We start from the raw sequence: 13050 nt of genomic DNA on the forward strand, positions 1-13050 counted from the left end.
TTGCCGGTCAGGAGTCGAGGGGATGACTTCCCTGTCGGCGTTGCGCTTGACCGCAACCGAGTCGGCGGTGGCGTGGCCGGTGGCCGCGGGTGCGGATGCGGCTTTGGTCGTCACGGATGCCTTCTCTTGGGTGTGCGGCCTGGTCGGGTCTGCCGCGTCGCCACAGTTGACTGTGGGTGTCGAACCGTATCGCTGCGATCACTGTCCGCGATCAAGTGGTGGTGCTGTCCGTGGCTGTCTTACCGGGGTTCTCGCCGGTGCGACTTGCGTCTTTCGCAACCGGTTGGGCCGCGGTCCGGGAGGTGGGGGAACGCTGCGGAGCGTTCCGCCACCTCCCGGACCGCGGCCCGCCGACGATGTGTCCGCGGTGTGGTCGACGGGGGTCGGGCCGCGCTGGTCGAAGGTGTGCGGTCTCGACGGCGATCAGGTGCCGGTGGGCGGTGGCCCGGATCTGGCAGCCCGGGGTGCGACCGCGTCGCCACCGGGGACGGTAGGGGCCGTGGCCCTTCGGGTCGGATCAGTGCTGCTTGATCAAGTCGCGCACGGTCGTCACTGAATTCGGTGATCCGTCATGCGGACTGGCGGCCAGGATTTCATCCATTGGTGGCCCTCTGCATGTCCGGGGTCAGCTGGTCTGAGGCCGTTGCGGCGGGCGAGTGCGGATCCAGCGACATGAGATAGCCGACCGGGACCCGGAGGTCGATGAGGTCACGGGCCGCGGTGTCGAACGGGCGGCACGGCCACGGTGCATCTCGGCAGACCGCGTACCGTGCGTGCTCGCCGGGCGGTGGCAGGTGATCCAGGTCGGCCGGTCGCGGGCGCGGTGGGCTTGGCCGGGCAGGTCCGCGGCGGTCCGCCGGCCGGTGCCCGCGCGGCCGGTGGGGGTGTGGCCGAGCAGTAGATCGAGTGCTGGTCCGGAATGGTGGCGGCCGCGGCGTGCTCGCGTCGCGAAGTCGTCCTGTCCGCCGCCGACGCTGATGTCGGCCGGTGGCCGACGTGGCGGACCGGAGCCGCCTCGGCCGGTGTACCGGGTACTTCGTCGGCGCCATGGCGGCCTTCGCGGTCACGTCCCCCTTGGGCGAACCTCGTACAGCCGGTGAGCAGGACCAGCAGTCCCCAGGCGGCGGCCGCCATGCCTGCCGGGCGGAAGTCCGCGAGTGATCCGGACACCGCCGCGGCCAGCAGCAGCGCCGCCGACACCATGGCCGACCGGTGTCGTCCCGCCCGGACCGCCCGGGGCATCGGGCGTCGGTGCCGAGCTCCGGTCGCGCGGGAGGATGAGGGCCTCGCCGTGGAGACGGCGGTGACCACGGGCCGGTCGTGGGGTGTCGCAGCCCCTGCGGGGCGGTCTGGTTCCCGATTCGGACGTGGGGCGGGAGCCGGTGTCGTTGCGAGGACGCGGTGATCGCGTAGTCCCGGAAGGGCGTGAAGCCGCAGCACCCGCCGCTGTCCACGGCCCCGCACGCGTTCAATGCTCGTGATGTGCGCCATCCCGGTGTCCTTCCGCTTCGCTCGGCCCGACCACAGGGGTGACCGGTGGACTCGACGACGGCGGTGTTCGGAGGGGACGAGGGCCGTCGCGACGCACTCGGAACGCTAGGCTGGTGTATTAGTACACCTCAAGGGGCGACGTGTGATCTCACCCGATCGACCGAACACCGAGTTCGACACGGACACCGGGTGTGCTAGAACACCCGGTGAGTGGAGGAGGAGAAGTCAGCGTGTCGACGAACGAACGGCCCATGCCGCGCTACATGCAGGTTGTCGAGAAGTTCCGGGACCGCATCCTGGCCGGAGACCTGGCCGAGGGGGACACCATCCCGTCCGCCCGGGAGATCGCCCTGACGGAGAACGTCGCCCTCGCCACGGCGACCAGGGTTCACGCGACGCTGCGCGCCGAAGGACTCACCCAGGCCAGGCCCGGTGTGGGGACCGTGGTGCGTCGCATCCACCTCAGCGCCCGCGACCGGTCGCAGCTCGTGCTGACCAGCGGACGGATCTACCCCTCAGGCCACTACGCCCGGATCCTGTCCGCCGAACTGGTCCACGCGCCCGACCACGTCGTCGACGCGCTGCGGCTGGACCCCGGCGCGCAGGCCGTCCGCAGGCGCCGCACCACCTTCGACGCGAACGACCTGCCGCTGTCGACGTCGGTGTCGTGGTTCGACGGCGCCCTGGCCGAGTCCGCGCCCGCGTTGCTGTCGACCGAACGCATCCTGGAAGGCACCGCCCGCTACGTCGAGCAGCGCAGCGGCCGGACACGCTCCGACCGCGAACAGCTGTTCCTGTCGGCCGGTCACGCCACCGCCGAGGAGGCGCTGCAGCTCGACCTGCCGGAAGGCTCGGCGATCCTGCGAGGACGCAACCTCTACTTCGACACCGACGACGGTGTCATCGAGTACGGCGAGTCCGCCAGCCGTCCGGACCTGGAGACCAGGTTCGACTACTCCACGAGCACGGAGAACCGATGAGGCACCTGCACAGCGGCAAGGTCCGCGACCTGTACGAACTCGACGGTGGCGACCTGCTGCTGGTCGCCACCGACCGGGTATCGGTCTACGACGTGGCACTGCCCACCCCGGTGCCGGACAAGGGCGCGCTGCTGACCCAGCTGTCGCTGTGGTGGTTCGACCAGCTCGCCGACCTGGTGCCCAACCACGTCATCTCCGCCACCGACGTGCCGCTGGAGTTCGCCGGCCGCGCGATCCGCTGCACGCCGTTGAAGATGGTCACCGTGGAGTGCATCGCCCGCGGCTACCTCACCGGCCTGGGCCTGCGCGAGTACCGGCGCGACGGCACCGTCTCCGGCGTCGCCCTCCCGCCCGGCCTCGTTGACGGCAGCAAGCTCCCCGAGCCGATCTTCACGCCCACCACCAAGGGCGGCGACACCGGCCACGACGAGTTCATGACCTTCGCCGACGTCGTCGACCAGGTCGGCCAGGACCTCGCCGAACGCCTGCGCGAACTGACCCTGGCCATCTACACCACCGGCGCGGCCATCGCCGCCCAACGCGGCATCATCATCGCCGACACCAAGGTCGAGTTCGGCATCGCCGCCGACGGCACCCTCACCCTCGGCGACGAAGTCCTCACCTCCGACTCCTCGCGCTTCTGGCCCGCCGACCAGTGGCAGCCCGGCCGCGAGGGCGGGCAGCCCTCGTTCGACAAGCAGTTCGTCCGCGACTGGTCGTTGACCACCGGCTGGGACAAGACCCCGCCCGGACCGGACATGCCCGATGACATCGTCGACGCCACCCGCGCCCGCTACATCGAGGTCTACGAACGCATCACCGGCAACACCTGGGCCCGGGACCCTGAGTTCCGACGCGACCCGACCACCGACCCCGCCCTCGACGGTTACCGCAAGCTCGATCTCGACGGCCAGCTCGGCTACACCCGCCGCATCCACGGCGACTGACCGGACGCGGCGACGCCCTCGCACCCTCCGGCAGTGCGTTCGGGCGTCACCGGAACGCCACCGCCGGACGTGGAAGGGCGGTCCTCAACAAGGTCACTCCCAAGAGGACCGCCCTAGATCTTGGGCCGTTGGCGCATGGCGGGGACGAAAGCAGGGGATGGAACCTGGTCCGGGGCAGGACGACGATCGGGCGGTTGTTCCGGCGGGGCATGGCCCGACTCGTCGTCCACGGAGTCGACCACCTCCACGGCGTCCTCTGCCGTAACCACCTGCCACGGACGGCAGTCGACTCCCATCGAGCAGTGCCGGGTACCGGACAGGCAGGGACCTACAAGGGGCAGTGAGCTGGCCCGGGCTGCACCGAAGCGGACGGCATCGCCGCCCCGTGTCCAGCCGCCGGAACACAGAGGGTCGGCGATGTGATCCTCCCGGCCGTCTGCCGCGACGGTCTCACCGGCGCCGACGAACTCGCGACCATGTCCGACCGCTCGCTCTGGCACACCCGCGTCACCGGTGAACCTGAAGTCGAGATGACGTTGCCCCCACCTGCTCGGCAGCTACGCCCCGACCGGTGTCGTGTCGGCCGGCGACCACTGACCACCCGGACCCAACACCACCGTCGAACCGAGCCCGACCACGTCTCAGCCTCGGCCACCTCGGACGGGCGCACGGCCGGTCCTGCGGCGAAGTGCCCGAGTGCCGCTGTCGTTCAGCGCACGGATGATCTCCGGACGTTGGGCTGGAGTGGTCCCGCGCAACACGATCACGAGGCCGAGCACACGCCCGACTACAAGACAGAGAGTCACCAGAGCGCCCACTGTGCCCAGTGTTCCCAAGCTCGACCACATGGCCACCTCCCGCCATCAGTCAAGCACCGCAACGGCCGAAGATGCGTGACTTCTGTTAGTGGGAAGCGGAAATTTCGGCATGGCGCACCTGCAGTTCGTAAAATGACGCATATCGGCAGCCGCTAGAACACGATGACCGTGACTACGCAGGGTGGCCTCGTCGATGAGTGGAACGCCATGAGCAGGCCGGATTCCGGAGCCGTCCGCGTGCGGCGTCCTCGTGATGCGGTCTCCGTCGATTGCCCCGCCCCGAGCGGGGCCTGTTGAGCCGGCCGTTCTTCCAAGAGGGCCTCATCAACTGCTCCCGCCCCGCACGGTCTGCCGCGGATCGGTCGATGCGGCCGTGGCTGACCTCGAGCCGACCAGGATCCACCCGGCTTGCTCACTCTTCGTGTTCGATGAGCACGCAAAGCGAAGTGGGTAGTTTGCTACATGCGACTACATGTAGTTATCTGTTGACGATCTGGTGTTCGGAACGGTGTCGTCGCCGATTGAACGGCATGCCCATACCGGTTTCGTGTCCACCAACGGACGAGTGCGCCATAAGTCGGGTGCGACCACGTGACCTCAGTGGTCAAAGTTTGACTGGTCAATGTTTTGACCATACGGTCGCCGTGTGACAGCCGATCAGGCCACCCCGCAGGCCGTGCAGGACTTCATCAACGCCCGTGACGCACTCTTCCGCGCCATCGACTTCGACCATGCACGCGGTGTCGGTGCCAACGAGATCGCCCGCGCGGCCGCATCCGCGATCAGCAGGCCCACCGTGCTGTCCTACCTCGCCGCCACACGACTGCACACCGACGCGCGCGATGCCCTGCGCGCAGCCGGACTCGAAGGCCCCTTCGGTATCGAGATCACCGGCCGGTTCGGCCGTGAATCGCGCATCGTGCTGCTCGTCCTCGCCTGCGACCCCGACGAGATCGAGCAGGACCCGGACACGCTGGTCGCCCGGGCCGCCGACGCCCTGCGCGACGCGGGCATCGACATCGACCGTCCCGAGCAGCGGGGTTCGCTCAGGGACGCGCTGTGGGACGGCGAGGCCCTGCGGCTACGCCGATCGCGGCATCGGGCGCGGTAACCGGCGCTTCTGCTCCGGCGTTCGACGGACGACACCGTGGACACGGCCGCCGCGGCCGGGTGGGGACGGGGCAGTTCACTGCGGCAACTACGCCACCCGCAAGACACCCGAGATCAGGACCAGGCTCGTCAGCTATCCCCGGTTCCACCTGCACTTCACCCCGACCGGCGCCTTCTGGCTCAACCTGGTCGGGCGACGAGTTCGTCGCGGTACTCGCGCACCGCCTGGAGCTTCGGTTCGTCGCCGGCCGCCCGTGTCAACGCGCCTTCCAGGATCTTCACCCCCTGGTGTTCGTGTCACGGACGACTCCCTCCAGGCCCTGTCGGACCATGTCTGGAAAACCACCGGGCTACCGGGGGAGCTCACACCAAACATGATGAAAAGGGTTCACTGCTGGAAGACGTCCCGGGGCAGGACCTCGCAGCCCAGGGCTGCCGCCGCCTGGGCCACGACGGCGTGGACCCGTTTCACGTCGGCCGGTGGGTACGTGATCTCGAATCCCTGGGGGTCGTAGGTCACGCGCCAGTCGCCGGCGTCGACGACGTGCTGGTCGCCGACCGAACGGCGTACGGTCGTGTCGCCCAACGCGGCTCGCAGGATGTCCAGCGACTGCGTGTGCGGGGACAGCCGGACCGCCAGCAAGGACCGCCGCGGACCGACCGGGTCGAACCACTGGCTGTGCGCGCGGAACGCGTCCGGCAGCAGCTCGCTCTTCAGCCTGCCCGCGAGCCAGCCGGCCAGGAATGCCGCCGCCCCGACGGGATGCTCCTCGAACTCGGCGCTTCGCAGGCCCCACACCACGACCGGCCACGCGTCCGGCTCGCCTTCGGTGCGCCAGCACAGCAGGTCCCCGTTGCTGGTCGCGCCCCACGGCGGAAGGCCGCCCGGCTCCGGGTGGATGGGGTACGGGTAGTACTCGGGGTAGTCGGCCCTGGCCTCGCGCTCGTAGTCCAGGAGGTCGTCCGCGTCCGATTCGAGCCGGATCAGGTCGCAGAACTCGCCCAGCCCGTAGGTCTCGACCAGCGACCGGTAGTCCTCGGGGAGCGGGGGGTCCACCGGCGGGGCGGCAACGGGGACGGCCGGCGGCGGCGCGAGACGCCGGAGCTCCTCGATGGGGGTCACGGGCCGTGAACCTACTCTGTTCGCGTCGGACGCGGTGGCGGAAGGGCAATCGCACTCGGTCGGCCGCGCTGACGACTGGTTGTACGGGGCCATGATGTTGGTGACGGCGTCGTGGAGCCGGGTGGCCGGCGGCTATTCCGTTCCGTCACGAAATCGCCTGCAAGTAGGTGTTTCCGAGCTATCGGTGTTGGGTGAGTCGGCGGCCGGCGGGGTCGTTCGTAGTCGCGGACGCAGCGGCGGTGTCCTGCGCGCCCGGTCGAGCAGGGGGTCGGTGCAGGCGCCGTCGGCCCACACCAGCGCGATTCGTTCCCCGGCGGTGGCGCGCATCCGGCGCAGCAGGCTGCGGGCGGCGACCGGTCCTGCGTCGAGGCGGGCGTGACCAACACGGCCACCGGCAACCCCAGGGTGTCCACGACGATGTGCCGCTTGCGGCTTGACCTTCTTCCCGCCGTCCCAACCGCGGGTGGACCGGCTGACGGTCTCGGCGGCGCGCACGGACTGCGAGTCCATCACCGCCGCCGACGGAGCCGCCGTCCGCCCCTCCGTCAGGCGGAAGCGGCCGCGCAGTCTGCGCACCGACTGGCTTTCACCTGCGCAAGCCCGAAAACGGGCACTGATAAAGCCATGGTGCACCGATCGCAGGGCGCTGCCCGGCAGGTTCGGCATCCGGCCCGGCTGCTGCGGGTGCCGGGCCAACGCCATCGCCCGCCGTCTCGACGTCGCGGTGACGGCGGATGACGGGCGTGGTGACCGGGTAGCCCTTGGCAGCCGCGAGAGCATGGGGACGTGCAGCACAACGAGATCAGTGGCGGGCAGTTCTTCAACGCGGTCGTCCAGGGGCGGGACGTCGTCATCGAGTCCCCGCGGGAGATCACCCCGGCGCTGGGCGGGCTGCCCGACCGGTCGGTGGCCTTCGCGGGGCGGGACGACGTGCTGCGAGACGTGCTGGGCGCCTTGGACCCGGAGGCCGGGGGAGTGCTGGTGCAGGCCGTGTCCGGGCTGGCGGGCGTGGGCAAATCCGAACTGGTCAAGCAGGTGGCCCACGTGGCGCTCGGCAACCCGGGCTGGTTCCCGGGCGGGGTGCTGTTCGCGGACCTGTCCGGGCAGGACCCGACCCGCCGCCTGGAACCGGGGCAGGTGCTGGAGGGGTTCCTGCGCTCGCTGGCCGTACCTCCGGCGAACATCCCGCCGGACGTGCAGGACCGGATCCGGCTGTACACCTCGGTGCTGGCCGCGTACGCCGCGCAGGACAAGCGCCTGCTCGTCGTCCTGGACAACGCAGCGGACGCGGCGCACGTGCGACCACTGCTGCCCACGGACGGGTCCACCCGCGCACTGGTGACCTCCCGCCGTCGGATGGGCGGCTTGGCCGCGCGGCTGGTCGATCTCGACGTGCTGACCCCCGAGGCGTCCGTGGGCGTGCTGCGCGACGCCCTGCGCCTGGCGCGTGGGCGAGGCGACCGCCGGGTGGACGACCACTCCCGGGACGCCGCGACCGTGGCGCACCTGTGCGGCCACCTGCCCCTGGCGCTGCGGATCGCGGCCGCGCTGCTTGCCGACGACCCGGCCTGGTCGCTCGCCGAGATGGCCGTCGCGCTGGAGGACGAGCGCGCCCGGCTGGACGAGCTGAGCTACGAGGACCGCGCGGTGCGCGCCGCTTTCGACCTCTCCTACGACCGCCTCGACGCCCGGCACGCCCAGGTGTTCCGGTTGCTGGCGGTCAATCCCGGTCCGGAGGTCTCCACCCCTGCGGCCGCCCGGCTCTCCGACGTCGACGAGCGCACCGCCCGGCGGATCGCGACGGAGCTTGCCCGGGCCCACCTGATCGAGCACGGCACCGCCTCCGGTCGGTGGCGCATGCACGACCTGGTCCGCATCTACGCCGCGGAGCAGGGCGAACGCAACGCCGAGGCCGACGACCGCGGCGCGGCCCTGGACCGGCTGTTGGGCTACTACCTCACCACGACGCAGGCTGCCACTCGCGTGTCGTCCGGTGACGGCGAGGCCGGCCCGTTCGCGACCCGGGAGGACGCCATGTCGTGGCTGGAGGCCGAACGCCCCAACCTGACGGCCGCCGTCCACGCCGCCGGCCACCGTCCCGAGGCGGTGGTCGCCCTGGCCTTGGCGGTGGACGACTACCTGGGCCTGCGGCACCGGTACCCGGAGTGGATCGCCGTCGCCGACGCGGCGGTGACGGCCGCCCGGCGGTCCGGTGACCGACTCGGCGAAGGCCGGGCCTTGGACAGCCTGGCCACCGCGTTGTGCGAGATCAACGCGGTGGATGAGGCCATCGAGATCGCGCGGGAAGCAGTCGCGGTGCTGCGCGCGGCGAACTTTCAGGAGGAGGAGTCGCACGCGTGGTCGACCCTCTCGTTCGCCTTCGCCGCCGCCCGGCGTTTCGGCGAGGCGACGGACGCCATGCACCGGAGCGCCATGGTGTTCTTCGAGGACGCGGACAGCTCTGCGAAAGCGAGCCGGGTCAGCACCGACGAGGGGACGCTGCTGGACACGATGCGGAAGTTCGACACCGCGTTCAAGACCTACGCCGAGGCGATGGCCGCCGCCCGGGAGTCCACCGACCCGAAGGCCGCGCAGCGTGCGGGCGAGGAGCTGACCTTCGCCCTGACCGGCGAACGATCGCCCGACCGGGCGGACGAGGTGCTGGCCCGTCGGATGCTCGACGTGGAGGCCGTGAACTTCGACCCGGGGTTACGGGCCGCGGCCCTCCACTACCGGGCGCAGTCCCTGGCACGTCAGGGCCGACTGGCGGAGGCCGTCGGTGCCTTCGACGACGCCGTCTCGGCCATGCGGCACGCGGACGGCTTCGACGGGCTGGCCCTGGCGCTGACCGACCGCGCGTTCCTGATGCGGAGCGCGGGCCGGTCCGGCGAGGCCGTCGCCGACCTCGCTGAGGCGGCGGAGCTGTTCTACGACACCAGCGACCTGCTGCGATCGGGCCTGGCCCGTAACAGCCTCGGCACCGTGCTCACCGGCCTCGGTCGCCATGAGGAAGCGATCGAGGCGTTCCGCGCCGCGTTGGACGCCTTCGAGCAGTCGTCGCACCGCCTCGGCCGGACCAACCGACGCGCCACGCTGAACAACCTCGCCATCGCCCTGGACCGGGCGGGCAGGCCGGACGAGGCCACCGAGACCCGCCACCAGGCCGCGACCGGGACCTGAAGTCCGTGACGGGTGTGTCGAGCCTGTCGCGGTACTGCCTGTTCAGCGTTGCGGGGAAGGTCAGGTCGAGCCCCACCCCCTCGGGGTCGGATATGGCGGGGTGTTGTCACCGACGAGATCCGGGCGCACCCGGATCGGGGAGTACCTCTTGCCCGTTCATTTCCCAGGTGCGTTCGGGTCGAGGTCCCCGTGGAGGAGTGCGCGTTCGGTTTCCGGGGTGCCGATGGCGGTGAACAACGCCGCGGCGCAGTGCCACGCGGTTCCGGCGGCGTGGGGTTGACCGTCGGCCTGGAGGGCGTGGCCGAGCAGCAGGGCGGTGCTCGCTTCGCCGTGGCGGTGGCCGGTGGAGCGGTGCAGGGCGAGTGCGCGTCGGCCGCAGGTGAGGGCTCGGCCGAGGTCGCCGGTGTCAAGGTGGACTTTCAGGAGGACGGTGAGGGCGTGGGCCGCCACGACGCGGAAGCCGACGCGGTCGGCTTCGGCGTGGGCGTGCTCGGCCAGCGTGCGCGCGTGGGTGTGGTTGCCGAGGTGGTGGTGGCAGGAGGCCAGGCCGATGAGGGCCACGACCTCGGCGTAGCGGGTGTCCGCTTCCCTGGCGAGCCGCAGTGCGCGCTCGTGGTCGGCGAGGGCGGCCTCCGGGTGGCCCAGGCGCAGGTGCACGGCGCCGCGGGTGTTCAGGGCGTTGGCTTCGACCGGGCGGTGGCCGGTGTCGGCGGCCAGGGCGACGGCCTCGTCGGCACGGTCCAGCGCGTTGTCGTGCTCGCCCTGGTCCAGCCGGATGCCCGCGAGGACGCGGAGCGATTCGGCCTCGGCGCCGCGGTCGCCGACCTCGCGGTGCAGGGTCAGGGCCGCGGTGATGTGCTCGTGCGCGGTGTCCAGGTGGCCGAGCAGGTGGTGCGTCTCGCCGAGGTTGGCCAGGTTCACCGCCTCGTTGTGGCGTGAGCCCGCTGCGCGGTTCAGCTCCAGCGCGCGGGCGTGGTGCTCGGCGGCCCGCTGGAGTTCTCCTTGCAGCACGTAGACGAGACCGAGGTTGCCCAGCGTGTTCGCCTCGCCCGCCGGGCGGCCGGTGCGGATGGCGACGTCGAGGCCGGCCCGGTAGTGCCGCGCGGCCTCGGGCAGTTCGCCCAGCCAGAAGTGCGCGGTGCCCAGGTTGCTCAGCGCGGCGGTCGCCCCGTCGAGCCAGCCGCCGGACCGGGCGTGTTCGGCGGCCAGGGTGTACTGCCCGATCGCGACCCGGTAGCGGCCGTGCAGTCGGTGCAGGTCGGCGAGGCAGAGTTCCGCCGCGGCCCGGCCGACCGGATCGCCCGCCGACGTCGCCGCGGTGAGCGCGGTGGTCGCGATCGCCTGCCACTCGACCGTGCACATCCGCAGCCAGAAGTAGCCGCGCAGCGAGTCGGCCAGCAGCCAGGAGAACTCGCCGTGCGCGGCGGCGGCGAGGTTCGCGCGTTCGGCGTCGAGCCAGGCCAGCGCCTCCGTCCCGGTGGCGAAGGCCGGCGTGCCGACACGGCTCGCGGGCACGGCCAGTCGCAGTCGCGTCGGGTAGAGCTTGCGGGCGCCGGCGTCCACGCCGCCCAGGTACCAGTCGAGCAGTCGGCCGGTGGCCGCGGCCCGGTCGGCCTCCCGCGCGCCCAGCTCGGCGGCGTACAGCCGGAGCAGGTCGTGGAAGGCGTACCGGCCGGGAGCGGGGCGGACGAGCAGGTGCGCGTCGACCAGCAGTTCCAGCGCGGACGTCGTCGGTCCGGCGTCCGCGTCGGCCAGCGCCGCCGCCGCGCCGACGCCGAAGTCGGCTCCGGGCACGAGGCCGAGCAGCCGGAACAGCCGGGCCGGCTGCGCTGCCAGGGCCGCGCAGGAGTGGTCGAACGCGACCCGGACGGCCGTCTCGTCGTCCCCGACGACCGCGAGCCGGTCGAGCCGGTCGTCCGCGGCGAGTTCCGCGACGTGCGCGGCGACGGTCCGGTCCGGGTGCAGGGTCAGGTTGGCGGCGGCGATCCTCAGCGCCAACGGCAGGAACCCGCACAACCGCGCGAGCTCGCCCACCGCGCCGGTCTCGGCCGCGACCCGCGCCGGCCCCAATGTCCTGGTGAGCAGCGCGTGCGCCTCGTCGGGCGTGAGCACTCCGAGCGCCAGGTGCTCGGCGCCGTCGCGGGCGACTAGGCCGCCGAGGCCGTACCGGCTGGTCACGATCACCACCGAGCCGGGACCGCCCGGCAGCAGCGGACGGACCTGGTCGACGTCGCGGGCGTCGTCCAGCAGCACGAGCACCCGCCGGTCGGCCACCAGCGTGCGGTAGAGGGCGGCTGCCCGGTCCGGGTCCGGTGGCACCTGCCCGGCGGGCACGCCCAGCGCCGAGAGGAAACCCGACAGGGCCGCGATCGGCCGCACCGGCGGCGTGGGGGCGTGCCCGCGCAGGTCCACGTGCAACTGCCCGCCGTCGAACGACGTCCGGACCCGGTTCGCCCAGTGCACCGCGAGCGTGGTCTTGCCGACCCCGGCCGGCCCGGCGACCACCGCGACGGCCGTCGAGTCCGTCGCGCCGGCGAGGAGCGCGTCGAGCCGTTCCAGGTCGCGTGCTCGTCCCGTGAAGGCGGACGCCGAGATCGCCGCGGGCAGTTGCGCGGGCAGGGGAGTCGTCGGTGCGGGTGACGGCGGGGTGTCGTCGCCGAGGTGTTGCCGGTAGGCGGCGAGGGCGTCACCGCCGGCGAGCACGGCGTGCTCCACCTGCCTCGGCACCGCGCTGGGCTCTATCCCGAGCTGCTCGACGAGAGTGGCGCGCAGCCGCCGGAACGCGGCCAGCGCCTCGCCCTGCCTGCCCGCCCCGTACAGCGCGAGCATCAACTGCGCCCACAGCCGCTCCCGCAACGGGTGCTCCCGCACCAGCGCGGTCAGCTCGGCGACGAGCTCGGCGAACCGCCCGAGTCCCAGGTCCGCGTCGACCCGCCGTTCCAGCACGGCGAGCCGCCGTTCGTCCAGCCGGTCCGCAGCGGTCCGGCACGAGTCCAGCGGCACGTCGTGCAACGCGGGCCCCCGCCACAGCCCGAGCGCCGCACGCAGCCGGTCCGCGCCCGCCAACTCCTCGAACACGTCGGCGTCCAACTCGCCGGGGGCCACCCGCAGCAGGTAGCCGGGCGCCCGGGTGAGCAGCCGGCCTGCGGGCAGCACCCGCCGCAACCCCGACACGCACCCGTGCAGCAGCCGCCGTGCCGCCGACGGCGCGTCATCGCCCCACAGGTCGGTCACCAGCCGTTCCTGCGACACCGCCCGGTTCGCGTCGAGCAGCAGCAGGGCGAGCAACCCCCGCTGCTGCGGCCCGCCCAGCGCCACCGGCCGTTCGTCGGCCAGCACCTCCAGCGGACCGAGGATCCTGAACGAGAGGGGCACGGCGGACCTCCGCGGAAGGGGCGCAC

The 13050-nt window shown here is 72.0% G+C and carries 6 protein-coding genes and 1 pseudogene; 5 read left to right on the plus strand and 2 right to left on the minus strand.

The genetic code is table 11. The features are described from left to right. Positions 1-1721: 1721 nt before the first annotated feature. The 4 genes and pseudogenes from ACRAKJ_RS19745 to ACRAKJ_RS19760 all read left to right on the plus strand — a co-directional run. Positions 1722-2471, plus strand: a complete 750-nt coding sequence (locus ACRAKJ_RS19745) for a UTRA domain-containing protein (protein WP_438920355.1) — start codon at positions 1722-1724, stop codon at positions 2469-2471. Then, entirely contained in the window at positions 2468-3418 is a 951-nt protein-coding gene (locus tag ACRAKJ_RS19750; protein WP_438920356.1) for a phosphoribosylaminoimidazolesuccinocarboxamide synthase, read from the plus strand. Before ACRAKJ_RS19745 ends, ACRAKJ_RS19750 begins: the two co-directional genes overlap by 4 nt. Positions 3419-4882: 1464 nt before the next feature. Beyond that, the gene (locus tag ACRAKJ_RS19755; RefSeq protein ID WP_438920357.1) at positions 4883-5347 is read left to right on the plus strand and encodes a hypothetical protein; all 465 of its coding nucleotides are present in this window, start codon (positions 4883-4885) and stop codon (positions 5345-5347) included. Between the two features lie 85 nt (positions 5348-5432). Further along, positions 5433-5552 (plus strand): annotated as a pseudogene (locus ACRAKJ_RS19760) (IS630 family transposase); the annotation flags it as partial. A gap of 182 nt (positions 5553-5734) precedes the next feature. On the opposite strand, the gene ACRAKJ_RS19765 reads toward ACRAKJ_RS19760, so the two are convergent. Beyond that, positions 5735-6469, minus strand: coding sequence for an SMI1/KNR4 family protein (locus ACRAKJ_RS19765; RefSeq protein WP_438920358.1), 735 nt, complete (start codon positions 6467-6469; stop codon positions 5735-5737). Between the two features lie 786 nt (positions 6470-7255). On the opposite strand from ACRAKJ_RS19765, the gene ACRAKJ_RS19770 reads away from it, so the two are divergent. After that, the gene (locus tag ACRAKJ_RS19770) at positions 7256-9649 is read left to right on the plus strand and encodes a tetratricopeptide repeat protein (RefSeq protein ID WP_438920359.1); all 2394 of its coding nucleotides are present in this window, start codon (positions 7256-7258) and stop codon (positions 9647-9649) included. A 156-nt stretch (positions 9650-9805) separates the two neighbouring features. Here the strand turns inward: ACRAKJ_RS19770 and ACRAKJ_RS19775 are convergent, their stop codons facing one another. Then, the gene (locus ACRAKJ_RS19775; RefSeq protein ID WP_438920360.1) at positions 9806-13024 is read right to left on the minus strand and encodes a tetratricopeptide repeat protein; all 3219 of its coding nucleotides are present in this window, start codon (positions 13022-13024) and stop codon (positions 9806-9808) included. Positions 13025-13050: the final 26 nt, after the last annotated feature.

The sequence above is a fragment of the Saccharothrix sp. DSM 118769 genome (assembly GCF_052936295.1).